Source organism: Collinsella sp. AF31-11, from assembly GCF_003475605.1.
Taxonomy (GTDB): domain Bacteria; phylum Actinomycetota; class Coriobacteriia; order Coriobacteriales; family Coriobacteriaceae; genus Collinsella.
The window spans coordinates 19712-46033 of sequence record NZ_QRQS01000001.1; the positions used below are offsets into that span (position 1 = coordinate 19712).

20 protein-coding genes are annotated in these 26322 nt (G+C 61.6%); 3 read left to right on the forward strand and 17 right to left on the reverse strand.

The genetic code is table 11. The features are described from left to right. Positions 1-203 precede the first annotated feature (203 nt). The 3 genes from groL to DWZ22_RS00115 all read right to left on the reverse strand — a co-directional run bounded on the left by groL (position 204) and on the right by DWZ22_RS00115 (position 4237). On the reverse strand, positions 204-1841 hold the full coding sequence (groL, locus tag DWZ22_RS00105) for a chaperonin GroEL (protein ID WP_117743821.1): 1638 nt from the start codon (positions 1839-1841) through the stop codon (positions 204-206). A gap of 96 nt (positions 1842-1937) precedes the next feature. Then, positions 1938-2231, reverse strand: coding sequence for a co-chaperone GroES (gene groES, locus DWZ22_RS00110; RefSeq protein WP_022094351.1), 294 nt, complete (start codon positions 2229-2231; stop codon positions 1938-1940). Between the two features lie 368 nt (positions 2232-2599). Further along, positions 2600-4237 (reverse strand): amidohydrolase, encoded by a 1638-nt coding sequence (locus DWZ22_RS00115; protein WP_233546408.1) that lies wholly within the window; start codon positions 4235-4237, stop codon positions 2600-2602. Between the two features lie 168 nt (positions 4238-4405). Between DWZ22_RS00115 and DWZ22_RS00120 the strand changes: the two genes are divergently transcribed. Beyond that, entirely contained in the window at positions 4406-5869 is a 1464-nt protein-coding gene (locus DWZ22_RS00120) for a M20 family metallopeptidase (protein WP_117734271.1), read from the forward strand. A 140-nt stretch (positions 5870-6009) separates the two neighbouring features. Here the strand turns inward: DWZ22_RS00120 and DWZ22_RS00125 are convergent, their stop codons facing one another. The 11 genes from DWZ22_RS00125 to DWZ22_RS00175 all read right to left on the reverse strand — a co-directional run bounded on the left by DWZ22_RS00125 (position 6010) and on the right by DWZ22_RS00175 (position 16348). Beyond that, on the reverse strand, positions 6010-7248 hold the full coding sequence (locus tag DWZ22_RS00125; RefSeq protein ID WP_158550184.1) for a zinc-ribbon domain-containing protein: 1239 nt from the start codon (positions 7246-7248) through the stop codon (positions 6010-6012). Positions 7249-7397: 149 nt separating this feature from the next. Further along, complete coding sequence (locus DWZ22_RS00130; protein WP_117734269.1) at positions 7398-8420, reverse strand: YitT family protein; 1023 nt, start codon at positions 8418-8420, stop codon at positions 7398-7400. A gap of 207 nt (positions 8421-8627) precedes the next feature. Beyond that, the gene (locus DWZ22_RS00135) at positions 8628-9149 is read right to left on the reverse strand and encodes an Asp23/Gls24 family envelope stress response protein (RefSeq protein ID WP_118405143.1); all 522 of its coding nucleotides are present in this window, start codon (positions 9147-9149) and stop codon (positions 8628-8630) included. A gap of 44 nt (positions 9150-9193) precedes the next feature. Next, positions 9194-9571 carry a DUF2273 domain-containing protein gene (locus DWZ22_RS10355; protein WP_233546409.1) on the reverse strand — a complete coding sequence of 126 codons (378 nt, stop codon included), beginning with the start codon at positions 9569-9571 and terminating at the stop codon, positions 9194-9196. Beyond that, a complete protein-coding gene (locus DWZ22_RS00145; RefSeq protein ID WP_147347821.1) occupies positions 9564-10109 on the reverse strand; it encodes a hypothetical protein in 546 nt (181 codons plus the stop codon). Before DWZ22_RS00145 ends, DWZ22_RS10355 begins: the two co-directional genes overlap by 8 nt. A gap of 166 nt (positions 10110-10275) precedes the next feature. Beyond that, complete coding sequence (locus DWZ22_RS00150) at positions 10276-11082, reverse strand: YebC/PmpR family DNA-binding transcriptional regulator (protein ID WP_006234926.1); 807 nt, start codon at positions 11080-11082, stop codon at positions 10276-10278. Between the two features lie 165 nt (positions 11083-11247). After that, positions 11248-13431 (reverse strand): DUF6020 family protein, encoded by a 2184-nt coding sequence (locus DWZ22_RS00155; protein ID WP_233546410.1) that lies wholly within the window; start codon positions 13429-13431, stop codon positions 11248-11250. 75 nt (positions 13432-13506) lie between these two features. Beyond that, a complete protein-coding gene (gene lgt / locus DWZ22_RS00160; RefSeq protein WP_118405144.1) occupies positions 13507-14328 on the reverse strand; it encodes a prolipoprotein diacylglyceryl transferase in 822 nt (273 codons plus the stop codon). Positions 14329-14437: 109 nt separating this feature from the next. Beyond that, entirely contained in the window at positions 14438-14716 is a 279-nt protein-coding gene (locus tag DWZ22_RS00165; RefSeq protein ID WP_118405145.1) for a NifU family protein, read from the reverse strand. A gap of 172 nt (positions 14717-14888) precedes the next feature. Continuing rightward, positions 14889-15413, reverse strand: coding sequence for a dCMP deaminase family protein (locus tag DWZ22_RS00170; protein ID WP_117763487.1), 525 nt, complete (start codon positions 15411-15413; stop codon positions 14889-14891). Between the two features lie 83 nt (positions 15414-15496). Continuing rightward, positions 15497-16348: a type III pantothenate kinase gene (locus DWZ22_RS00175; RefSeq protein ID WP_118405146.1), complete on the reverse strand. Its 852-nt coding sequence runs from the start codon at positions 16346-16348 to the stop codon at positions 15497-15499. A 191-nt stretch (positions 16349-16539) separates the two neighbouring features. Between DWZ22_RS00175 and DWZ22_RS00180 the strand changes: the two genes are divergently transcribed. Together DWZ22_RS00180 and DWZ22_RS00185 are read left to right on the forward strand one after the other, a co-directional pair. Then, complete coding sequence (locus DWZ22_RS00180) at positions 16540-18243, forward strand: OPT/YSL family transporter (protein WP_118405147.1); 1704 nt, start codon at positions 16540-16542, stop codon at positions 18241-18243. A 213-nt stretch (positions 18244-18456) separates the two neighbouring features. After that, on the forward strand, positions 18457-19596 hold the full coding sequence (locus DWZ22_RS00185; RefSeq protein ID WP_118405148.1) for a DUF389 domain-containing protein: 1140 nt from the start codon (positions 18457-18459) through the stop codon (positions 19594-19596). Positions 19597-19721: 125 nt separating this feature from the next. Here DWZ22_RS00185 and DWZ22_RS00190 read toward each other — a convergent pair whose 3' ends face one another. From DWZ22_RS00190 to DWZ22_RS00200, 3 genes are all read right to left on the reverse strand, one after another. Beyond that, entirely contained in the window at positions 19722-20171 is a 450-nt protein-coding gene (locus DWZ22_RS00190) for a hypothetical protein (protein WP_118405149.1), read from the reverse strand. A gap of 479 nt (positions 20172-20650) precedes the next feature. Continuing rightward, positions 20651-25432, reverse strand: coding sequence for a 2-hydroxyacyl-CoA dehydratase (locus tag DWZ22_RS00195; RefSeq protein WP_118405150.1), 4782 nt, complete (start codon positions 25430-25432; stop codon positions 20651-20653). A gap of 11 nt (positions 25433-25443) precedes the next feature. Beyond that, positions 25444-26154, reverse strand: a complete 711-nt coding sequence (locus DWZ22_RS00200) for a TetR/AcrR family transcriptional regulator (RefSeq protein ID WP_040358972.1) — start codon at positions 26152-26154, stop codon at positions 25444-25446. Positions 26155-26322 lie beyond the last annotated feature (168 nt).

A 26322-nucleotide genomic window follows, 5' to 3' on the forward strand; every position in this document is an offset into this window, starting at 1 on the left:
CCCCGCCCGCCGACCTCAAGGCCGTAAACGCAGGGAATCCGCAGGGCGTGACGGGGCTTCTCTCCGGAACATTCCGCAGGACGCAAAGAGGCTCCGCAGCGCGAAGCGCGATGCGGAGCCTCTTTGCATGTCCGAGGACGTTCCGGAGAGAAGCCCCGTCACGCCCTGCGGATTCCCGGTGGGAGTTCTAGACCTTGTCGGCCTTAGTACATACCGCCGCCCTGCTGACCAGCGGTAGCAGCAGCGATAGCGTCCTCAAGCTGAGTGTTCTTGGGCACATCGGAGACGGTGGCCTCGGTGATGAGGATCAGGCTGGCGACAGAAGCAGCGTTCTGCAGGGTGACGCGGCTGACCTTGACGGGGTCGAGGACGCCCATCTCGATCATGTCGCCCCACTCGCCGTTGGCAGAATTTAGACCCTGGCCAGCGGGCAGCTCGGCAACCTTGTCGACCACGACAGCGCCCTCAAAGCCAGCGTTCTTGGCGATGGTGGCGACCGGAGCGGTCAGAGCCTTCTTGACGATGTCGACGCCGATCTTCTCCTCAGGGTCGTCGATCTCGACAGCATCGAGCGCAGGAGCAGCGTCCATGAAGGCGACGCCGCCACCGGCGACAATGCCCTCCTCGACAGCAGCGCGGGTAGCCTGCAGGGCGTCCTCGACGCGATGCTTGATCTCCTTGAGCTCGGACTCGGTAGCAGCGCCGACCTTGATGACGGCAACGCCACCGGAGAGCTTGGCCAGGCGCTCCTGGAGCTTCTCGCGGTCGAAGTCAGAGGTGGTGTTCTCCATCTCACCCTTGATCTGAGCGATACGGGCGTCGATGGCCTCCTTGGAGCCAGCGCCGCCGACGATGACGGTGTTGTCCTTGGAGATGGTGACGGACTTAGCGGTACCGAGCATATCGGCGGTGATATCAGCGACCTTCACGCCCAGCTCGTCCAGAGCGGCCTGGCCACCGGTGAGGACGGCGATGTCCTCGAGGATGCGCTTGCGGCGATCGCCGTAGCCCGGGGCCTTGACGGCGCAGACGTTGAGGGCGCCACGGATCTTGTTGAGGACCAGGGTAGGCAGAGCCTCGCCGTCGATGTCCTCAGCGATGATGAGCAGGCCGCGGCCAGCGCGCTGGACAGCCTCGAGAACGGGCATGATGTCCTGAACGCTGGAGATCTTCTGGTCGGTGATGAGGATGAACGGATCCTTCATCACGGCCTCCATGCGGTCGTTGTCCGTGACGAAGTAAGCGGAGACGTAGCCCTTGTCGAACTGCATGCCCTCGACGGTGTCGATGGTGATGTCGAACGTCTGGGAATCCTCGACGGTGATGACGCCGTCCTTGCCCACGACCTCCATGGCCTCGGCGATCTTCTCGCCGACCTCGGGGTCACCGGCAGAGATGGTACCGACGGAAGCAATCTGCTCCTTGGTCTCGACCGGCTTGGCCTGCTTCTTCATCTCGGCGACGGCGGCGTTGACGGCCTTGTCGATGCCGCGACGGATGGCCAGCGGGTTGGCGCCGGCGGCGACGTTGCGCAGACCGTCGTTGACGATGGCCTGGGCGAGCAGGGTTGCGGTGGTGGTACCGTCACCCACGGTGTCGTTGGTCTTGGTGGCGACCTCCTTCACCAGCTGAGCACCCATGTTCTCGATGTTGTCCTCGAGCTCGATCTCCTTGGCGACGGAAACGCCGTCGTTGGTGATGGTCGGGGCACCGAACGTGCGCTGCAGCGCAACATAGCGACCCTTGGGGCCCATGGTGACGGTAACGGCGTCGGCCAGAGTGTTGACGCCCTTGGCAAGCTTAGCGCGGGCATCGGTGTTAAACGTAATGTTCTTTGCCATGGTAGGTAATCCTCCAAAAGAAATGCGACTCGCGTCGCCGCTTCCGAGTCCTATGCGGCGGGCGCGTTCAAAGACGAATCAGAGATTCTGACGAGACTAGGCCTCGACGACGGCGTAGATGTCGTCGGCGCGCATCAGCAGATACTTCTCGCCGTCGACCTTGACCTCGTTGCCACCGAACTTGCCGTAGATGACAACGTCACCGACCTTGACGTCCATGGGGATGCGCTCACCCTTGTCGTTGACCTTGCCGGCGCCAACGGCAACGATGGTGCCGCGCTGCGGCTTCTCCTGAGCGTTGCTGGCGATATACAGACCAGAAGCGGTCTTCTGCTCGGCCTCGTCGGGCTTGACCAGAACACGATCTGCAAGCGGCTTCAAAGACGACATGCTTGTCTCCTCCTTTTTGGGCCGCGCGGTTATGCCACGCGAATTAACCCTTTTTGTTTGCGTACGCGTTGAATGGTACCCACGAATGGCGGGTTATACAACACGGAGTCAAAAAATCTTATTTTTTGGCACTTAGATTTTCTGAATGCCGGGGGATAACTTAGCAGTGGCTCCCGGGGCGGACCGGAGGGCATGAAGTTTGCTGCTCTACAGTCCTGCGCAAGACGGAAAGCACATTAAGTGCTTTCCTTTGCGTGCGGAACTCGCGACAAACTTCATGCCCTCCGGTCCGCCCCGGGAGCTGGGGTAACTTATCCGGGCCCGGCGTTCAGAAAAGTCAGTGCAGCAAAATGGCGATGCGGATGGGGTTAGTGCTCGTAGATCAGGTTGCCTGCCAGGTAGGTGGCCTGAACCTTGGTGGCTTGGAGTTCTTGGGGGTCGATGGTAAGCGGGTTTTGGTCCAGGACTACTAGGTCGGCATACTTGCCGGGCTCCAAGCTGCCGAGGTTTTGCTCGTCGCCCGCTGCATAGGCGCTGCCCAGGGTGTAGTTGCGCAGAGCCGTGGCCGCATCGATGCGCTCGCTCGGCAGCCAGCCACCCTCGGGCCAGTGGCTTTTGGGGTCCTGGCGCGTGATAGCCGTGTAGAGCACGTTCATGCTGGTAACGGGCGTGATAGGGCTGTCGGTACCGAAGGCTTGGCGAATACCGCGCTGCTTATAGGTCGCGAACGGCCACATGATGCGGCTGCGTTCCAGGCCCAGGTCGCGCTCCGGACCACCTGGGTCGAGCGTGATGTGGCAGGGTTGGCTCGAGGCAATGATGTTGAGCTTGCGCAGGCGATCGATGTCCTGAGGCAGCAAATTCTCCAGATGCTCGAGCGTGTTATGACCGTGCTGGGGCAGGCCGTACAGTTCCGCGGCCTCCTCAAAGATATCGAGCGCGGCATGGATGGCACCGTCGCCGATGACGTGGATGCGCACGGTGTGACCGCGCTCCGCGGCAGCGAGGACCAGCTTGCGCATACGCTCGGCAGGAACCGTCAGACGGCCCTGGTCGCCTGGGAAGCGCGGGTTGGTATAGGGCTCGGTGAGATAGGCCGTGTGTTCGCTCGACACGCCGTCGAAAAACTGCTTAAAACCCGGCGCCGAGAGCAGCGCGTTGTTCGCGTAGCGGGTCTGCAGCTCTTCCAAGCGCGACTGGTCATCCAGCAGCGTGGGGAACAGATGGGCTCGGATGCCCAGCTTGCCGGCTGCCTGCAGTTTGTCGTAGACGTCGTCGCGGATAAAATCGCAGCCCGGCATGGGCATGAGCGACATATCGCAGATTGAGGTGATGCCTTGCTCTGCCATACGCTTCATTTGGTCGGCGTAAGCGCTCGCGATGCGGTCCTCGCCCAGCCACTCCAGGCAGCGCGGCAGCAGCTGCATGGCAGCCGCCTCGTGCGCAATGCCCGTGAGTTCGCCGTTTGCGTCCTTGTCGTAGTTGCCGCCCGCTGGCGGCTCGCTGTCGCGTGAGACGCCGAGCGCCTCGAGCGCGCGGCTGTTGAGCCACAGCGTGTGCCCGTCGCCCGAATACATAACGCAGGGGCGATCGGGGAATGCCGCATCGAGCGACGCCTTGGTAGGATGCTCGGTCGGGTCCCAACGGTAGTCGCGCCAGCCCTGCGTCACAACCCAAGCGTCATCGGGCAGGTCCTGGGAAAACTCGAGCGCGTGCTGTACCAGTGCTGCCTCGGACGTGCCCATATCCATGAGCATGTACGGCGAGGCGCCAACCGAGGTATGGAAGAAGTGCAAGTGCGCATCGTGGAAACCGGGGCAAACAAACTGCTCGCCGTAATCGATAACCGGCGTGACGGCGGGAGCCGCGGCGATCACATCGTCGGGCTTGCCGACCGCGACGATACGGTCGCCCGCGATGGCAATCGCCAGCTCACGGGCATCATCGATGCCGTCTTGTGCGGTAAAGACGTTCTTGGAGCGGATTATCCGATCGATATGTTGCATGGGCATCCCCATCTCTGGCAGGAAATTCAACACCCCCGAGTGTACTCCCCCACTCTTGTTACTAAACCCCAAGCGGCAAACGGCTGCTTTGCCACGCCAAGTGGCAGGTGGCATACTGGAGGCAGCCTGTACGATTTTGCGATCAACCCAGCAAGGAGCAAATCGATCATGACGAAGACCAAGGCACAGCAGATTATGGCAGCGACCGGGGTGCGAGCGGCTGACGACATCACCGCAGCCATCCAAGATATCGCTGCCGAGTTTGAGCCCTACATCATCAAGCAGCGCCGCCACTTCCATAAGCACCCGGAGCTGAGCCTCGCCGAGGAGCGCACGACTTCTGACATCGCCAATCAGCTCGATGCCATGAATATCCCCTATGAGCGCCCCCTTAAGACGGGCCTGGTGGCAACCCTTCGCGGCACCGCGCCCGATGCCTACCGCGAGGACGGCACGCCGCGCCGCCGCATCCTGCTGCGCGCCGACATCGACGCCCTGCCCGTTACCGAGCAGACCGGCGAGGAGTTTGCTAGCGTCAACGAGGGCTGCATGCACGCCTGCGGCCACGACTGCCACATCGCCATGATGCTCGGCACGCTGCAGATTCTGCGCCATATGACCGACGACATCCACGGCGAGATCCGCATCGTCTTCCAGCCCAGTGAGGAAAACGGCCAGGGCGCCAAGCTCATGATCGGCACAGGTGTGCTCGACGGCGTCGATGGCGCCTACGCCGCGCATATCTGGAGCGAGGTCGATGCCGGCACCGTAAGCTGCGAGCCCGGTCCACGCATGGCCAACACCGACTGGTTCCGCATCGACGTACGCGGCACCTCATGCCACGGCGCCATGCCCCAGCGCGGCCACGACGCCGTTATGGTTGCCGCCGAGATTGTCAACGCCTTGCAGACTATCGTTTCGCGCGAGATTAGCCCCTACGAGCCGGCGGTCATCACCGTCGGCGAGCTGCACGGCGGCACCGCGCGCAACGTTATTGCCGGCACGGCCTACCTCGCCGGCACGGTGCGCACCTACGGCGATTCGACCCACGAGGAAATGCCGGAGCTTATGCGCCGCATCGTGGAGCATACTGCGGCAGCCTTGGGCGCCGAGGCAGAGCTCACCGACTACACCATCGCCAACTACAAGGTCGAAAATGACGCGGCCTCGAGCGAGCGCTGCCGTCAGGCTGTAATTAAATGTCTCGGCCCCGCCGGCCAAGGCCATTATCGCGGCACGCTCTCGGGCGAGGATTTTTCGGAGTACCTGCGCCGCGTACCGGGTGTGCTCGCCTTTGTAGGTACGCGCAACCCCAAGATTGGCGCCACGTACGCCCAACATTCCTGCTTTTACAAGATTGACGAGACCGTACTGGCCAAGGGTTCCATGGTGGCCGCCCAGTATGCCATCGACTTTTTGGCCGAGCCCACGCAAGAGGAGCTCGACGGCCCCACGATCGCCGCGGTTGCCGAGACCAACCCCGACTTGGCCGCCAGGCTGCGCTCTGCCAAGGCGACTGCCGCTGAGGCGCGCGACGCCATGCACGATGCTCGCACCGCCCGCCATGCCGCGATCAAGGGCATCCACGAAGCTCGCGCCGCCGCTCGCCGCGAGGAGAAGCACGACGAGTAGTCGATTCGCGACTATCTCGCAGTCATAGCCGCATCGCGATGTCAAAGCGGGGGCGAACGCTATCTCAACGTTCGCCCCCGCTCATTTGTCAGGCTCTATTTCTACCATTTCTCCCCGTCCCCAAATGGCAGGCGGCAGGGCTACTCGTCCTGCAGGTCCTCGTCGGAACTCGACTCGGGTTCGGGTTCGGGCTCAGGTTCAGGCGTTGGCTCGGGCTCGGACTCGGGCGCCGGCTCTGGTGCAGGCGCCGGCTCGGGCGCGGGCGCAGCATCCGGAGCGCTATAGCCCGAAGGAGCGGCCTTCTTCTCAAACGGCAGCACAAACGTCAGGACGTCGTCCTTGTCTTCGTCGGCCCACTCGCTTGCGTAACGCGCCACCCAGTAGCCAACGGCACGATGCTTGAGCATGCTGCCAAAGACCGTAAGAAATACGGTGACGAATGCGATCAGCACCAGAAACGGCACGAGCGTGACGCCGCCGCCGGAAACGATTGCCTCAATAACCGTGGGGCGGTAGTAGTAGCTATACATACCAACAGAGGCAATGGCGCCAAAGACGGCCGTCAAGATCCATGTGATGACGTTGGCGATCAGGCCCGTCAAAAACTCGGGAATAAACGAAGCGCAGAACAGCTTAGTCTTATTGTTCTTAAAGGCCGCCCAGACCTTATCGAGCGAAAACGCGCTCTCAACGCGACCGGTCACCGCAAAGTGCATCACGGCAATGTCGGCGAACATCTTAAAGAAGACGCCCAGGACCGCCGAAGCGATCAGAGCCAGGACAAGCAGGCCCAGCGAGCCAAACAGCGCGGCCTCGAGCGCATAGGAGCCGTAGTAAGAGTACGAACCTGCGGCGCCGAGCGCAACGCCCTCAATTACCGAGAGCACTACACCAATAACGGGAATGGCAGCAATGACCTTGAGCACGCTCGAGATGACGCCCGAAAAGACTCCGAGACCAAACGACGTGGAGCGCATCAACGGACGGTCGATGCCGTCATCGACCTTGAGCGACAGGTCGCGGCCCCATTCGATGCCAAAGCCAGAACCGCACGCGCTTGCCACACAGGCTGCCAAAAAGCCGATAGCAGCCGCGATACCGCCGATAACGGGAATGAACAGCACGAGCACCGACACGACGCAGATAAGCGCCGGCAAAAAGGCGATCTGGCACACGCGCTGTAGTACGCCCGGCATCTTGGTCATATCCTCAAACGCTTGAGCCACACAGCCCTTGGGCACGTTGACCACGGGCGGCTGCGTCATGACCTGCTGAGGCTGCCCCTGAGGAGCCGCACCGGCCGCTGCATTAGGAGCACCACACGCGCCACAGAACTTGTCGTTATCGCCCATGGGAGCGCCACACTGCGAACAGAACATCGAAATCATCCCTTCGTATCTTGAGCGAATCACCTGGATCGCAAACGATGTCTTGTCATCATTATCACCCAGTGTGAGGACAAATTCTCCTAGATGACGTTTTTGCAACGCGCAGGGCGTTATTTGATTGTTAGACGAGCGCGCTCGCGTTAGTTCGTTCCGCGGAAGCCCTTGCCGACGATCTCGGAGCTGTCAACGATCGTGATAAAGGCACCAGGATCGACCTCGCGCGCGTAGCGACGCAGCTGCACGGCCTCGCGGCGGCTTAGCACGCTCATGATCACCGTCACGCACTTGCCCGAGAAGGCGCCGTAGCCGCGGCTGATGGTCGCCGTACGGTTGAGATGCTTGACGATGAACTCCTCGACCTTAAGGGGTTCGGAGCAAATGATCGTGCAGACCTTACGAAGGTGAATGCTCTCGATGGCCTTGTCGACCACAAGCGTCTTGGCAAACAGGCCGAGCACGCAATACAGGCCGACGCGCGGGCCATACAAAAAGGCCGCGATAGTTACGATGCCGATATCGACCAGCAGCAACGCGCGGCCAATCTCGAGCGTGGTGCGGCGTTTGAGGATCATGGCCAGAATGTCCGTGCCACCCGTCGAGGCGCCAATATCGAAGACGATGGCGCTGCCGAGGGCCGGCAGAATCACGGCAAAGCACAGGTCGAGCCACATATCGCCCGTCATCGAGACATCGGTCGGGATAAAGAGCTCAAACAGCGAAACATAGGCGGAAAGCGCAAACGAGGCGAAGACGCTCCACAGGATTGCCTTACGCTCCAAAAAGATAAAGCCCAAGATGACCAGGACCGCGTTGATAATCCACATAAAGACGCCGACGGGCAGAGTCGGGAACAGCGTCGAAAGAATGACCGACACACCCGAGGTGCCGCCGAAGGCAAAGTGATTGGGCGTTTTGAAAGCCACGATGGCAAAGGCCGTGAGGATCAGGCCCAGGTTGAGCTCGGCAAAAAAGCGCGGAAAGCCTGGTTCCTGGCTGCGCTTGCGGCCGGCGCGTTCGCCTTGCTCAATAACATCGCGATCGACAACGCGCTCCATCGGCACCACCGGAGGACGATGCACCTCCTCGGCAGCACGCGATGCCGCCTCTGCCGCAGCGGCCTCAATCGCCCATGCCTTGCTTTCTGTTTCGTGCTCGTCAGCCATTACGGCAACTCCTCGTTAACAATTTGGAAACAATGCGCCCATTAGGGTAACGCGGAACGCGGCAATTGCAACCCTTAGTTAGACGAGCGGTATGCCCGCATCGGGGGCATACAAAGAACGGCCGGCCGCGCATGTTCCTGCGCGGCCGGCCGTTTGACGTTTTCGCAGATAAAACCTGCCAAAATAAACCTGTCCCTTTTTGGCAGGTTACTCGTGCTGGTTGGTGCGGCGTTCGTACTCCTCGGGGGTGATGACATCCTCGATGCGTAGGTTGATGCCCGCCACCTCAAGGCCGGTCATCGCGGCGAGGCGCTCGGTCACACGCGCCTTAACGTCGTCGAAAATCGCGGGCGCGTAGGCGCCATACTCGATAATGACGGAAATGTTGACGACCACGCGATTGTCATCGGTGACCTCGACCGTCACGCCCTTGGTCAGGTTCTCGGCACCAAACTGCTCCTGTACAAAGTGCATGAGGTTGCCCTTCATGCCCAAGACGTGCGGCACCTCGCGGGTGGCCATGGCGACGATCTTCTCGATCACACCGTTGGAATAGGTCAACGAGTCCTCGGACTCGTCCGCTTCCTCGTCATCCTCGTCCGCATCATCGGCGGGCTCGGCCTCGACGAGCGCCTCGTCCTCGAGCGTTACGTCCTCGGCCTCGGCGGTGACGGTCTCGTCTGCCTCGAGCTCGGTATCGGTCACATCGACCTTCGTGTTAAAAGCCATGGTTCCTCCTTATGCCCACCGCATACGCGGCGGTCGAATACATGCTAGCGACCGCTAAACAGGCGGCCGAAGAAGTTGACGATCCCGTTTTCGCCATCGCGAATCTGGCCGATCACAGCCCCGATCAGCACGAAGAATGCGATGACCAGCGTGTCCCACAGGCCGAGCGTGAGCACCAGCACCGCGAGCACAAAACCCGCGACGGCGCCGAGCGTGGTGTTGGGATGACGCACAGCATAGCTCCAGATGGCAGCGCCCGTACCCTTGATGAGACCCATAGCCTCGTCAAAATCCGCGGCTGCCGCGTCTTGTAACTCGGTTGCCTCTGCTTTGGAATCAACAGGTTCGTTCGCCGGCGTGGCGCTCTGGTCAATCGTCAGGCGCGGCGTACGAGCGGTCTTATCTTGATTGGTATCACTCACCGGAAACCTCCACGGTCTGGACGGTAGTCTTGGACGGCAAAAAACGGACGCGTGCGGTCGTGCCCGGCGTGCCGAGCATGGTGTCGCAGGCCTCCTCGATACGTTGCTGCATCGCGGCTGCAAGGGAGGCCACGTCCCGGTCGTCAAGCGCGATAGCCTCGACCTTAAAACGGACGTGCGAATCGTCGGAGCCTTGGACGCGGGCCTCGACATGCTCGACCATCACGCGGTCGTCGCGCTCGGCAGCGGCCCTGGCGCACGAAGAAAGCGCCGCAAGGGTAACCTCGATATTGCGCTCCCCCGCCGGATGCACGCAGGACGGTTCGCGACGGGCGAACATCAGGCGGAAGAAGCTTACCAGCACGCCGATCGCCACGACGCCGGCGCACGCCGTGACGACGATGCGCGGCATGGGGTCGCGCATCAGCAACATAAAGCGATACGTATACGGCCCCCAAAACTGGCAGACAAGCGTACCCAGCGCCACGATGGTGGCGGCAAGGTACACGATCGCTAGGGCTCGTTTGAGTACGCGCACGCGGCGCTCCCTTCAAATCTCGGCTCTCGAAATGCAAAACGGTTCGCATCATTATAAAAGAGCCGGGTCCGGTGCTCTACGCACGCGGATCCGGCTCATCTATTCCACGAGGCTTGCATGCTCGCTTCATTATGCCCAGATATGCACGGCTTAACCCGTGCGGGCGCTACTCCTCCTCGAGGGCAGCGATGACCTCGTCGGTCATGTCCATGGTGCTGTAAACATCCTGGACGTCGTCGAGCTCCTCAAGACGGTCGATGAGGCGCTGAACCTTCTTGGCGTCGGCGCCGGAGACCTCGGTCGGGGTGGTCGGGACCATGGTGGTCTCGGAGCCCTTGACCTGGACGCCCTGCTCCTCGAGCGCCTTGGAGACAGCCATGACCTCGTTGGCAGTAGTCCAGACGATCCACTCCTCGCCGGCATCCTCGTAGTCTTCGCCACCGGCCTCGGCGATGGCCATCATGAACTCATCCTCGTCACCGGCAGCACCGTTGGCGATCATGGTCTCCTTCTTGGCGTTCTCGTCCAGGATCTCCTTGGCGACGACGATCTGGCCCTTGCGCTCAAACTGGAAGGCGACGGAGCCGGAGGTGCCCAGGTTGCCACCAGCGTGGGAGAAGGCGGAACGGACATCAGCGGCAGTACGGTTGCGGTTGTCGGTCAGGCAGTCGACGTAGACGGCGACACCGGCGGGACCGTAGCCCTCGTACACGATGTTCTCGTAGACGGCAGCATCGGCGCCCGAACCAAAAGCCTTGTCGATAGCGGACTTGATCTTGTCCTTAGGCATGGACTGAGCCTTGGCCTTGGCAACGGCAGCGGCGAGGCTGGCGTTGTTCTCGGGCAGCGGGTCACCGCCGAGACGGGCAGCAACGGTGATGTTGCGGCTGAGCTTGGAGAAAAGGGCGGAACGCTTGGCGTCCTGCGCGCCCTTACGATGCTTGGTTGTGGCCCACTTAGAGTGTCCGGACATACGTGTCTCCTATCGGTTTCGACCTAAAGCCCAGCGCAGATGCTCGGGCAATATAAACAAACGTCGTTATGATATACCTACTGGCCTGCGAGATAAACCCCAAAATGAAGGCGTCGTGATGATGCCACCCTTTGGTGCAAAGTAACCTGACCCCAATGCACCAAGTTAGGACCAGAGGAAGTCGCTGCGGGTGACGGTGGCGCCGATGGCGAAGGGCATGCAGGCGATGGCCGGATACAGGTAGCGCATGTAGGTCGAGCCGTTGCACGGGCCAATCAGGCACACAGCGAGCACGCCCAACAGCGGCACCCAGATTGCCAGCGCACGCCATGAATGACGACGCAGCAGGTAGACCACCACGACGATCATGATCCACACATAGGTGGCCGAGCTCATGGTGAGCGAGATAAACGGGATGCGCTGCACCGCCACGCGATACAGGTTGATCAGGTGGTCGCACCAGCGCACAACCTTGCTATCGACCGGATGGAAGTCGAAGTACTTGAGATTATCGGGGCGCGCCATAATCTCGGCACTGCGCGCCGTGCTGTAGACCCACGCATCGCGGGCACTCGGATAAAAGTAGCCGTAATAGTTATTGATGAGCGCCGAGATATAGCACTCAGGATCCTTTTTGAACATCTGGGCCCACACCTCAAAATAGGCCTTGATGTCCTCCTGCGAGGCGTATTCGTTAAAGCAATTTTTGACGGCATCCGACTTATCCGGGTTGTAGCGGCGGCCCAGATTCTCGTACTTGAGCACACGGTCGATCACAGCGCGCTCTTCGTCGGTCACCAAGCCGTCGCAAGGAGCCTCCACGATGGTGCCGTCCTCCTTAACCGTGGGGTTGACGCCCGAGTTGAGTCCGTCGTGCTTTTGGACGAAACGAGCGGTCTGCTGAAACGGAATCGAGAGGATTTCGCGCTTGGAGCCGGGCGTAATGTCGTGCGTCGGCATAAAGACCTTGGTGAAGTACATATTAAAGGCAAGGCAGAGTGCAAGCACCGCAAGAACTCCCACCCAGCGGAAGCGCGAGATGGCGCCCGAAGGCGCAGCACCAGCCTGCTTGGCTGCACGACGAGCCACATGCGCGTCCCATGCGCAAAACGCCGACGCGATTACGCATGCCGCCAGGGGAAACACCAGGCCGCCGTTGCGCAGAAACGTGGAACCCATGGCGCCCAGAGCGAGCAGCAGCCAGTCGTGGCGCGCAAAGAGCACGGGGGCTTTCTCGCCCGCTCGCTCGACATTGGCATCACGACGGGGCAAGCCACATGCCACGAGCTTGACGGTCTGTACCAGCAGCACCAAAAACGCGTCGGCAAACAGCACATCTTTGGTGAGCAACGCCGCGTAGTTAGAGAACATCGGCATAAACGCAAAGAACAGCAAGATCACGCCGCGGACCGGCAGGCTCACGCCCAGTTTGCGCAGCGACGAAATGGAATAGGCCATGCAGGCAGCCGTGATGACAAATTGAGCGCAGGTATAGATGATGAGGCCCGCGTTAGCGCTGTTGAACAGCGAAAGCCCCAGCTGAACGCACGAGCCGATAATGGCCGTGTGCACCACGGGGTGATGTCCGTTGAGCAGCACGTTGGGGTTGAGTAGGCGCAGGTAGTCGCTCGTGCCGTTGGGATAGTTGAACCACTGGCGAATCTGCGCACCCGTATCTCCCATGAAAAGGCCGGGCAGCGAAGCGATGAGCGTGGGCGCCCAGGCGATCATAAGCACCAGGAAGGGCCCGGCAAAGGGATGGACCGAGAGTACGGCGTGAGCCACACGCCATATGCGGCCAAAGTGCGCTTCGGAAAACGGAATGCGCCGAGAGCTCAGCCAATCTAGACACTCAAAGGCAAGGTAGAAGGCAACGATCGCCAGGAGCATCCAGCCCGCGCCGCCAATCCAGGCGCAGATGATGCGAGCTTTGTCGCCAAGGACGATCTCGGCTGAATCGGTGAAGTCGTAGCTGCGGCCGAACACCATGCAGATGGCGAAAAACAGCGACGGCAGAATGATTGATGGGCGCCAGGTGTCGCCGCGGCCAAAGAACACGTAGCGAAACGGCAGCGTGAGCAGGCAGGCAAGTGCAAGCAGCATGACCGCGTCGGTATGGCCGGCAAACGAGAGGAGCACCTCGTAGCACACGTACAGCATGCCCGAGGCTTTGGGGTCAATCGCCAAGACTGCGTTGCTCGACACCGGCGCGGGATCGATGGAAAACGCCGTGGTCGCCAACAGCGCGAGCAAAAATGCGATGAGCGTCTGCTTGGCGGGATAGCGCTTAAACCAGACGATGCGAGCGGCATCGCGCGCAGCCGTTGTGGAGAGGTCGGAATCCTTCACAGTCCAAAGAGCCTTTCTAGAAACCTATCAAACTCGGCAAAACCACCACAAAGGTGCCTGTCCCCTTTGTGGTGGTTAGGCGTCGAGGTAGATGCGCTGGGGGCGATTGCGGTGTCGGGCGAAGATAATGAGCGCCAGGCCGGCGATCACGAGCGGCAAACTCAGCAGCTGACCCATGGTGATAACGCCACCCAGCAGATAGCCCAACTGCGCATCGGGCACGCGCACGAACTCGACGAGGAAGCGGACGATGCCGTAACCCATCACGAACACGCCCATAAACGTGCCTTGGGGCAGTAGCGGCTTTTTGCGGCTGAGCACCTGCAGAATGCAAAAGAGCACGATGCCCTCAAGAAATGCCTCATAGAGCTGGGAGGGGTGACGCGGCATATTGCCCGCGGTGCCACCGAAGACCACGCCCCAGGGCAGATCGGTCGGCTTACCCCACAGCTCACCGTTCACGAAGTTGGCGCAACGTCCCAGGCACAGCGCCAGCGGCGCGCCGATGACGGCAAGGTCGGCGATGGTCCAGGCGTCGAGCTTATACATGCGGCACACGATGATGCCGCCCAAGATGCCGCCGACCAGGCCACCGTGGAAACTCATGCCGCCCTCGTTGGTGGCAAAGATCTCGAGCGGGTGGGCCCAATAGTAACCATCACCGTAAAATACGACGTAAAACAGGCGCGCGCCGATGATGAGGCCAAAGACCGCGCCGACCACGACGCTCGTCAGGTCATCAATCGTGATGTCAAAGCCCCAGCGACGCTGCGTGCGGTACATGACGACCGCCGTGAGCAGGGCGCCGACCACATAGGCCAGACCGTACCAGTAGATCGTGATGGGCCCCGCCGAAATCGCGACGGGATCAAGCATATGGTAGAAGTCGTTGAGCATGTCGATCCCCCTGCTCCCTACATACAAATGCGGCCGCGGGCCTTGCGCTCGCAGCCGCAAATTTGGGCGCAACGTCTATGCGGAGTATGCCGTCCGCAGCTTTCGCATCTTAGAACGGCGCGTACTCGTCGTACAGGTCCTCGGCATCGCCGGAAGCATTGACCTGCTCAACGCGGGTAACGCCGGGCACATGCTCCTTCAGGATGCGCTCGATACCCATGGAAAGGGTTAGCGAGCTCATGGGGCAGCCGGCGCAGGCGCCCTGCAGCTCCAGCTTGACAACGCCCTCATCGTCGACGCCCACATACTCCATATCGCCGCCATCGGCCTGCAGGTTGGGGCGGATCTCTTCAAGAACCTTCTTAAGCAGCTCTTCGTTAACAGCCACAGGGGCTCCTTTCTCACAATAACGCGGGCACGCCCGCGGACAGGGGCTATGTTACTACAGCCATGTACCCGCTTAGGCGCCAGCCATGCGTGCGGACACGACTTTCACGAGCAGTCAATTTGGGACGGGGCCATTTTAGCTGCTTTTTGTTGCCAGCTGGCGTTGCCACGCGCTACTGCCGAGCCTGCCCCTCGGTGCCGATGTGAACATCGACGATAACCTGGCGATAGCTGATGCCGCAGGAGTCGAGAATGCGGCGGCTGATGCGGCCGTCGTCGGTGTCGGCGTACTTATTGTCCAGGTAGACAACCTCGCCCACGCCCACCTGCGCCAAAATCTTGGCGCAGTCGTGGCACGGGAACAGTGTGACGTAGACCGTGGAACCCTCGAGGTCCTTGAGCGAGCCACGGTAGTTGAGCACGGCGTTGGCCTCGGCATGGACTACATAGTTGTGCTTGTCCTGCAGCGGGTCGTCGCTCGTACCCCACGGGAAAAAGTCGTCGTTGAGCGCCGAGGGTGTACCGTTGTAGCCCACCGAAAGGATGCGGTGGTTGGTGCTGGCGATGCACGCACCCACCTGTGTGTTGGGGTCCTTGCTGCGGCGCTGCGCGGCGATGGCCACGCTCATAAAGAACTCGTCCCAGCTAATGACGTCCAAGCGCTTGCCTGACGAAGTTTGATGAAGATCGTCCGACATGGCAGACACCTCCGTAATCGCAATAGTTTGACCCATTGTAGCAGGTGAAAGGTAGGGCGTTTGTCCCACCGGCGCCCTCACATTTACACGCGGCGGGGCTTTTGGTTGATGCGGTACAGCTCGGCGAGACCCCGCAGCGTCAACGCGTCGTCGACCGTCAGGCTGTGACCGACCAACGCCGCGAGCGGGTCGGCATCGTCGCCGGTGATGACGATGGGCACGTCGCCCTCCCCCGCGGCCTTGGTCGCACGCATCTCGGCGAGCACCATGTCAAGCATGCCGTCGATGCGGGCCACCTCGCCCAAAACCACGCCCGAGCGCATGGCCTCACGCGTGTTGCGACCGATGACGTGCGTTGGCGCCGAGGGCTCGACCTGTGGCAAACGCGCCGCAGCGGCCGAGAGCGAGCGGGCGCCGAGTGCCAGACCAGGCGCGATAACGCCGCCGACAAAGGTTCCGCGCGCATCGATGACCTCGATATTGGTCGTGGTGCCGAGGTCGATCACGATGCACGGAGAGCCGTAGACGGCACGGGCCGCCACGGCGTCGGCGATGCGGTCGGGACCGATCTCGGCCGGGTCATCGTAGTGCACAGGCATGCCGGTCTTGAGGCCCGGTCCCACAGTGAGCACGCGCCCCGTACAGGTGCGAGAAAGCGCCGTCTTCCACGGGCGCTCGAGCGCCGGCACCACGCAGCTCAGCACGGCAGCCGTGGGCACAAGTGTGCCCGGCATGCCCGCATCGGCCGCCAGCGCGGCCATGACTTGAGCGAGACGCATACGCGCTTCATCGGCCGTAATACGGGTCGGCGTCGTGATCTCGCATGTCGCAAGCGGACATTCCTGCGCCGCGGCCGAATCCTCGGCAAACAGGCCAAAGCGAATGAATGTGTTGCCCACGTCGACCGTCAATATATATGCGCACCCATTAAGCATCGTCGGCGCTCCTTTCGTCTGTCCAGCAGTATATCGCCTACCTAAACCAGCCGTCCCAAAATGACTGGCTTGCGGTTATACTGATGCGCGGCCGCGCGCGAGCTCACGCGGCGGCCCTTGGTAACCCGACTTCCCGCGCCGTATCCGTAACGGCGCTCCCGGGGAAGCGGATATACGCAAAGGAGTTTTATATGAGCAATCCCTCGAACCGCGCTTCGATGCGCGGGCAACTCACGCTGCGCGGAGTCGTCATCGGCGTCCTTGGCTGCGTGATCATCACGGCAAGCTCGGCCTACACTGCCCTCAAGATGGGCGCACTCCCCTGGCCGATCGTCTTCGCTGCCGTCATCTCGCTGTTCTTCCTTAAGCTCATGGGCAACGCTAGCCTCAACGAGGCAAACGTCACCCACACCATCATGTCCGCAGGCGCCATGGTCGCCGGCGGTCTGGCGTTTACCATCCCGGGCGCCTGGATGCTGGGCTATGCCGACCAGATCAGCTGGCTCGACATGTTTATCGTGGCACTCGCCGGCACTATCCTGGGCCTGCTGGCCACCGCGCTCATCCATCGTCACTTTATCGTGGACGCCGCGCTGGAGTTCCCCACCGGCAACGCCGCAGCTCAGACCCTGCGCGCCACCGAGGCCGGCGGCAAGACCGGCAAGCAGCTCTTTGGCTCCATGGCCATCGCAGGCATCTACAGCGTGCTTCGCGACGCCCTGGGCGTGGTGCCCAGCATGCTGTGCACGCTCAATATCCCCGGCGTGACCTTTGCCATCTACAACTCGCCCATGCTGCTCTCCGTCGGCTTCCTCGTGGGCTTCGCCCCGGTCGCCTTCTGGTTTGCCGGCGCCCTGCTGGGCAATTTTGGCATCATTGTCGGCGGCACTACTGCCGGTCTGTTTGACGTTATGACCGCACAGGGCATTGTTAAGTCCCTGGGTATGGGCCTCATGATGGGCTTTGGTGTCGCCGTCGTCCTCAAGGACATCCTGCCGCAGGTCGCCGGTATCGTCCGCGGCCTCGCCGCCGACAGCTCCACCGACACCGACGAGCAGTCGCTTATCTCGGGCTCCCTTAAGCTCGACGCCGGTATCATCGGCTTGGGCGCTGCCGCCATCGCCGTGATCATCGCCATCGTGCTCGACCTTGGCCCCGTTCCGGCCGTCATCGTCACGCTGTTCACCTTTGTCACCACCATCATGAGCGCGCAGAGCTGTGGCCAAACCGGCATTGACCCCATGGAGATCTTTGGTCTCATCGTCATGCTCATCGTGGCGGCATTCGCGCAGCTCGCACAGGTCAAGCTGTTCTTTATCGCCGGCATCGTGGCCGTGGCGTGCGGTCTTGCAGGCGATGTCATGAACGACTTTAAGGCCGGCGCCGTGCTGGGCACCAACCCGCGTGCGCAGTGGATCGGCCAGGCCATCGGTGGCATCGTGGGTGCTCTGGTCGCCGCCGCCGTCATGGTCGCGCTCGTTACCGCCTATGGCTCGGATGCCTTTGGCCCCGACAAGAGCTTCGTTGCCGCGCAGGCAAGCGTCGTCGCCACCATGGTCTCGGGCATCCCGAGCGTGCCGTGGTTCGTTGGCGGCTTTATCGCCGGCATCGTTATGTACTGGCTCGGCATTCCGGCCATGATGATCGGCCTGGGCGTGTACCTGCCGTTCTACATGTCGCTCACGGCCTTCTTGGGCTCCTGCGTCAAGCTCGCCTATGACAAGTGGTCCGCCCACCGCGATGCCACTGCCGGTCTTTCGGACGAGGAGAAGGCTGCCAAGGACGCCGCTTTCCAGGAGCAGGGCCTGGTCGTCGCCAGCGGTCTGCTGGGCGGCGAGTCCATCGTCGGCGTTATCCTGGCGTTCATCTCCGTCGGCTTGAGCCTGTTGGGCTAGGCCGAACAACAACGCATCAACACAGAGCGCGGGGTCGGAGTCAATCCGATCCCGCGCTTTTGTATCTGCCGAAGCCCTCGGCCGCAACCGCATTTGGCGCGTCCTCATTTACCCACTCGTCCAAGTTCCACACCAAGATGACCGCGCCGCCTGTCACGGTGTAGAGTACATGCTGCGAACACACCCGCGTTCCTGCGGCAATACGAGGTGAACATGGAACTCGATAAACAACAGATCAAGCGGCTGCGCGAGCGCCATCATCGGCGCCATGGCATCCGCCCCGCCCACAGCGAAGCGGCTGAACAGGCACATAGCTTCCTCAAGCGCGCGTTCAACATTCGCGAGGGGCGCGCGCCCTACCACGTGATCCGCAAGCGTTTTGTAAACGGGGCGCGTCTGACTGGCTCCCACCTATGCATCCTCATCATCGCCATGCTCATCGCGAGCATCGGCCTCGATATCGATTCGGACATTGCCATCGTGGGCGCCATGCTCATCTGCCCGCTCATGGGCTCGGTCCTTGCCATGGCATACGGCATCGCCACGCTCGACCGCGAGATTACCGTCGAGGCCGTCGCAGGCTTGGCTCTTCAGATGGTCTTTTGCCTGGTCACGTCCACGCTGTATTTTAAGCTCTCGCCCCTTGGCACCACCACGGCCGCTATCATCGACAACTCGACGCCCACCGTGTGGGACCTTGCCGTCGCGCTCGCGGGCGGCTTTGCGGGTGGCCTGGGCAACTCGCGCGACCAGGAACCCGCGACGCTTATCGCGGGCGTGGCCGTGGCAACCGCGCTCATGCCGCCCCTGTGCGCGGCGGGCTACGGCATCGCCATCGCAAACGGGTCGCTCTTCCTCTCGGCGCTCTACGAGTTTGGCATCAACGTGGTCTTTATCGCGCTGGCGGCCGAAGCCGTGCTGCTTCTTTTGCGCGTGCCACTCAAGCGCGACCTCAACGGCGACGGCATTGTAACCGCCGAGGAAAATGCCGAGGTCAACGAGCTGTCGCGCAAAGTGCGCCGCCGCATCATTGTGGGCACGGTAGTCTTTGCCATCCCCTGCATCGTTATGACGACGGGGTCTATTGGCTCGGCGCAGGCCGGCGTGCAGGACGGTTACGGCGTCACCGAAACCACGCGCGAGCTTGCCGCGGTGCTGCCGGGCTTTAAGGATTACACCGTTGCCGTCGAGACCTCGGCCACCGAAGACGAGGAGGAGGGCCTTGTCGAGCGCGAGGTTGTCGCCCATGTGACGACAAGCGAGGCGCTTGGGGCACACGACCGCCGTGTAGCCCGCAAGCTCATCGACCTCAATGTGCCCGAGCTCGATCGCGTGGAGTTTGATGTGCAGTAATACGTGACGTGGGATGGATGCGCGCAGCCGCGAGTCACGACATGGCGCAGACGTGACGCGGGCCACGAGAAAATAGCGGGGCGCGGTCCATGGCCGCGCCCCGCTCGCTGTTTTATTGCCGTGAATCAGGCGTCCGCATCGACATCGCCAGACTCCACCGTAAACGCCGGATCGGTGCTCACAAGATAAAATCGGGTCACCTTAGTATTTCTAATTAGGTAAATCTGCCCCTGATTGCGTCGGCGCGATATATACGCAACGTGAACCGTGCCGAATTCTTCGCCGTTTTCCTTCTTTAATACCAGGATATTGGGATCATCCGTACGCTTAAACTGCCCGTCTGTGCAGATTCCGTCTTGGTCGACCAGCTGCCATCGACAGTTGTCCTCCTCAAGAAAAGCCAGGGTTTCCCGACTTGTTTCGTCATCCCGATAGTAACCGTCAATGGCAAAGCCTTCGGAAGCACATTCCTGCATATAGGATGTTTCTCGACTTATAGCGAACTGCCCTATAGCGCCCAGGAGCACAGCTAGGCAAACCACTGCAAGGGTTATCGAAATAACACGGCGATCCATGTTAGCCCAACCGATAGTTGTTTAACGGAGCACGAAACATACCCGGAACCTCCGATATCAGGGGGAACGTCACCTACGGCCTGCCGGTAATCATATGTTTCCAACATCAAACCATATGACTACAACTCGTTGGAGATAGATTCCATAAACGGACAATGATATACGGCGAACGGCTACACTTATCAATAAACCCAGAGTTATGGAGGCCGTTTTTCGTACTGCAAGATCGCAGTTTTCGGAAGTGCGGTGAAAAATCGAGTTCTGCCGACCAGACCGACTTTTTTAGCAACAAAACCGCAGGTCACAAGAGTTCAAAAGAGCAGTGTGCTCGAAGGTTCGGAGTTTTCCCCGCACTTCCGAAATCCGAGTCCACGAAAGGCGTCGGCAAGGCCATTTACGCAACATATGTCCAGCAAAAACGGGTGGTAGCCGGTACAGCCACCACCCGTTTGTCTCATATCTAGCCCATAGCAGGCAAGCTACTTCTTAATGCCGCGTCCCAGACGCTTGGCGACCGATGCAACGGCCTCCTCGCTGGCCGAGCCGCAGCTCACGCAGCCATCGTGGGCGCGCATCTGGCCGGTGACCTCGTCCATCGCGAGCGGCGCCACCTTCTCAAGCTTAAAGCCCTTACCGGCGCGCATGTTTTCCTTGGCCACGCTGATCATGAGCTTAATACGGTTGAGCTGGTTGACCTCGGATGCACCGGGGTCGTAGTCCACCGCGACAATGTTGCTCTCGGGGTGCTGACGGCGCAGCTCCTTGATCACGGCCTTACCCACCACGTGGTTGGGCAGGCACGCGAAGGGCTGCGTGCAGATGATGTTGGGCGCGCCGTGGTCAATCAGGTCGAGCATCTCGGCCGTGAGCAACCAGCCCTCGCCCATGTTGTTGCACACCGAAAGCACCGTGCGGGCCTTGTCGGCCATGGTACCGATGCGCTCGGGCGCCTCAAAGCGGCGGGACTTTTCGAGCATCTCCTCCACCGGCGTACGCATCCAGTCCACAAGCTTAATAAGCGCCTGCATGCCAGCGCGCGTGGTGGCAGAGCTTCCCAGCTCGTCCTTCTGCAGCTCGGCGTTGCTCATGGAGTACAGGAAGAAGTCGAGCAGGCCCGGTACCACGGCCTCGCAGCCCTCACGCTCGATAACATCGACCACGTGGTTGTTGGCTGTGGGGTGGAACTTGACCAAGATCTCGCCAACCACGCCCACGCGCGGCTTGGTACCCTCGCCCACGAGCGGCATAGTATCGAATGCGCGGATGGCCTCGCGGCACAGCTTGGTGTAGTTGTGGCGGTTGAACTTAGGCGCCAGCTTGCGGGCGCGCGCCACGTACTCCTCGTAGAGCGCGTTGGCGGCACCGGGCGTAGCCTCGTACGGGCGGCAACGATAGAGCATCTGCATCATCACGTCACCAAAGAGCACCGCGTAGACTGCTTGCTTGAGCAGCGCCGGCGTAATCTTAAAGCCAGGGTTGTCCTCGCCGAGCGCCACGGCCGAAAGCGAGATCACCGGGATCTCGGGGTGGCCGCTCTCGCGCAGGGCCTTGCGGATGAGCGCGATGTAGTTGGTGGCACGGCAGCCGCCGCCGGTCTGGCTGATAACCACGGCCGTCTTGGACAGATCGTACCTGCCGCTCTCGATGGCCTCCATAATCTGGCCCGTTACCAGGATCGACGGGTAGCAAATGTCATTGTTCACGTAGCGCAGGCCGGCCTCGACGGCATCGTGATCGGTCGAGGGCAGCAGCTCCAGGTTATAGCCAGCACCGCGGAACACCTCTTTGACCAGGTCGAAGTGGATCGGCGCCATCTGCGGGCACAGGATGGTGTAGCCCTCGTCGCGCATCTGCTCGGTAAAGGGCACCTTGGGCCACGCGGTCGAAGCACTCTCACGCTGCGCCTCAAACGTGTACTTGCGGCTCGCGAACGCGGGGGCATCCGTGGAGGGCGCCACCGGCGCGGCGTCACCCTGCTCAAAGACCTCGCCCGCGGCCGTGGCCTCGGCCAAGCGCTCGGCCTCCTGGTCCTTGAGCGCGGCCATGAGCGAGCGGATGCGGATGCGCGCGGCGCCCAGGTTGGACACCTCGTCAATCTTGAGCACGGTGTAGATCTTGCCGCTGGCCTCAAGGATCTCCTGCACCTGGTCGGTAGTCAGGGCATCGAGACCGCAGCCGAAGGAATTGAGCTGGATCAGGTCCAGGTCGTTGCGCATCGTCACAAAACGGGCGACGGCGTACAGGCGGCTGTGGTACATCCACTGGTCAACGACGCGGATGGGGCGCTCGGGCTTCACCAGATGCGCAAGCGAATCCTCGGTAAAGACCGCAAAGCCAAAGCTCGAGATAAGCTCGGGCAGGGCGTGGTTGATCTCAGGGTCGTTGTGATAGGGACGGCCGGCGAGCACAATGCCGTGGCCGCCGTGGTCCTCAACCCACTTAAGAGCCTCCTCGCCCATGGTCTGGATGTCCTCGTGGAAACGCGCATCGGCCTCAAAGGCAGCGTTGACGGCGGCATCGACCTCGGAGCGCGTGATTTTAGGACCGCGCACGCGACCGCGACCAGCCTCGGCATCGGCCACACGGTCGACGGCGAGCACCTGATACAGGCGGCGCTTGAGCTCGGTCTTGTCGTGATAGGGCACAAACGGGTACAGGAACTCGATGTTCTGCTCGCGGATCTCGTCAATATTGAGCGCCAGCGCCGTCGGATAGCTCATGACGATGGGGCAGTTGTAACAGTTGCCAGCCGTCGGATCCTCCTTGCGCTCCCAGCGCACGCACGGCATCCAGATGAAGTCGACATCGCGGTCGATGAGGTTCATCACGTGGCCATGGCTCATCTTGGCCGGATAGCACACGCTCTCGGACGGCATGGACTCGATGCCCGCCTGGTAGGTCTTCTTGCTCGACTGGTCGGACAGCTGCACGCTAAAGCCCAAGCGCGTAAAGAACGCGTGCCAGAAGGGGTAGTTCTCGTACATGTTGAGTGCACGCGGGATACCCACGGTACCACGCGGGGCCTCGTCGGGGCTCAGCACCTCGCGGTTAAAGAGCAGCTCGTTTTTCTTTTTGAAGAGGTTGGGCGCCTCGGTCTTCTGCTTTTTGTGGCCAGCACCCTTCTCGCAGCGGTTACCGGTGATAAAGCGCCTGCCGCCGCCAAAGTCGTTGACGGTAAGCTGGCAGTTGTTAGAGCAACGGCCGCAGCGGACGTGCTTTTGCGTCACAGCGAGGTGCGCGATGTCCTCGGCCGAGAGGATGGCCGAGGTGCCGTCGGCGCCGGCGCGATCGCGGGCGAGCAGGGCCGCACCATAGGCGCCCATGCAGCCGGCGATGTCGGGACGCACGGCATGAACGCCGGTGAGCTGCTCAAACGCGCGCAGCGTGGCGTCGGACATAAAGGTGCCGCCCTGGACGATCACCTGACTGCCGATCTCCTTGGGGTCGCGCAGCTTAATGACCTTGAACAGGGCATTCTTGATGACGGAATAGGACAGACCGGCCGCGATGTCGCCCACCGTGGCGCCTTCCTTTTGCGCCTGCTTGACGCGCGAGTTCATAAAGACCGTGCAGCGACTGCCCAGGTCGACGGGAGCCTTGGCATGGATGGCGGCATCGGCGAACGCGCGCACGTCCATGTTCATAGAGACGGCGAAGCTCTCGATAAAGCTACCGCAACCCGACGAGCAGGCCTCGTTGAGCATGATGTGCTCGATAACGCCGTCCTTGACGCGCAGGCACTTCATGTCCTGGCCGCCAATGTCCAGAATGAACTCGACGCCGGGCAGGAACGCCTTGGCGCCGCGCAGGTGCGCGACGGTCTCGATCTCGCCGGAATCGGCCTTGAGAGCCTCGATGAGCAGCGCCTCGCCGTAGCCCGTGGTGGTCACGTGGCCGATGGTGCAGCCCGCGGGGATGTGGTTGTAGAAATCGGCCATGATGACCTTGGCCGTGCCCAGGATGTCACCGTTGTTGTTGCCGTACCAGGTATGCAACAGCTGGCCGTCCTCGCCCACGAGCGCGGCCTTCATGGTGGTGGAACCGGCGTCGATGCCAATGAACACGCGGCCGGTGTAGCCGTCGAGCTTGCCCTTGGGGACGACTTCTTGGTCGTGGCGACCCTTGAACTCGGCAAAGTCCTCGTCGGTGGCAAAGAGCGGATCCAGGCGCTCGACCTCGGCACCCTGTGTGTCGCCCAGGCTGTCGATAGCCTCGATGAGCTGCGGGAACGTGCTGAGCTTGTTGGACTCGTGCGCCATGGCGGCGCCGCTCGCCACAAACAGGTGGGCGTTTTGGGGCACGATACGGTGCTCCTCATCCAGGTTGAGCGTGAGGTAGAAGCGATGGCGCAGCTCGGAGAGGTACTGCAGCGGGCCGCCCAGGAAGGCAACGTTGCCACGGATGGGGCGACCGCACGCCAGACCCGAGATGGTCTGGGTCACAACGGCCTGGAAGATGGAGGCAGCCACGTCCTCGGGGCGGGCACCTTCGTTGAGCAGCGGCTGCACGTCGGTCTTGGCAAAAACGCCGCAGCGGCTGGCGATGGGATAGATGGTGGTGGCGTTGGCCGCGAGCTTGTTGAGGCCGCTCGCGTCGGTGTGCAGCAGGGTTGCCATCTGATCGATGAACGCGCCCGTGCCGCCGGCGCAGGTGCCGTTCATGCGCTGCTCAATGCCGTTGTCGAAGTAGATGATCTTGGCGTCCTCGCCGCCCAGCTCGATGGCGACATCGGTGGCCGGGATAAGGGTCTCGACGGCGCGTTTGCTGGCGATGACCTCCTGGACAAACTCCAGGTCGAGCCACTGGGACAGCAGCAGGCCGCCCGAGCCGGTAATGGCGCAGGTCATCTGGGCCGTCGGCAGCACGGTCGCGGCACCCTCAAACAGGTCGCGGGCGCAGGCACGGACGTCGGTGTGATGGCGCTGGTACTTGGCGTAGACGATCTGGTTGTCGTCGTTGAGCACGGCGAGCTTGACGGTAGTGGAGCCCACGTCGATGCCCAGGTGCAGGTTGCCGTGGGCGTTGTCGGGGTTGAAGATCGCGCCTTCGGGGGCCTGGGCGGCGGCTACGGGCTCGGCGGCGATGACGGGCTCGCTAGCGATGGACGTCTCCCCTGCCGTGTTCTTGGCATCGGCAACTGCCTCGGCGACCTTCTCGGCAGCGGCAGTCGCTGCCTTCTGCGCGGCATCCACCACGGCGGGCGCGGCCTCGCGTGCGGCAGCGACCACACGGTCCTTAATGCCTTCGACGAGTTTGCTCATTGTCTCTCCTCTTAGTTGTTGGACTCGACGGTTGCGGCGGTGTCGGCCGCATCCTCGAGCTGCAAGTTCAATAGCTTCATGCCGTATTCCGGCACGTTGATATCGATGGGTTGGCCATACAGGTCACCAGGGCGAACAAAAGCGAGCACCGTCATAATGCGCGCCATGGCCTCGGGCGATTCGGTGAGCCCACGCTCAAACCAGCGCTGAATCATGCCGACCTCGGCACTCACGACGTAGGTAACGTAGTAGTCAAAGAACGTGCCCAGCGCCAGGCCCAAAATGCCCGTCTGCGCACGCGGCACCACAGCCTCACGCGCGGTGTCGATAATCCTTTTAATGAAGGCCTGGTCGCCGCCCGGACCCAGCAGCGCACCGATTAAGTCGCGGTTGGCCGCAAGATAACGCAGCAGCTCAACCGAACCGGGCGCCGGCTCGAGCTCATCGATGTTGTGATAGAGATCGGGCAGCTGAGCTGCAGTGATGAGCTCAATGCGCTCACGAATCTCGGCCAGCAAGCCGTCCTCGATTTGATTGATAAAGTCGGGAATATCGCGGTAGTGCGAATAGAACGTGCGACGCGTAAGGCCAGCGCGCTCGGTGAGCGACGCGACATTAATGCGCGAAAGGTCGCCGCTTTCGGCAAGCTCGCTAGCAAGTGCCTGGCGAAGGGCACGCTGCGAGCGAAGGGACCTGCGATCGCATTTCTCGAGCTGGGACAAGCGTCCTCCTTGTTACTCAGCCTGTGCGCTATTGCACAGTGCGAGTATTATTGCACACCGTGTGTATCAACACGTAAAGGCAATATTTAGAATGTGACGAGGGGGCAGTCCCTTTGTCACATCCCACGGCGGCATTACCGATTGTCCAAAATGTCATTCATGGGTAGA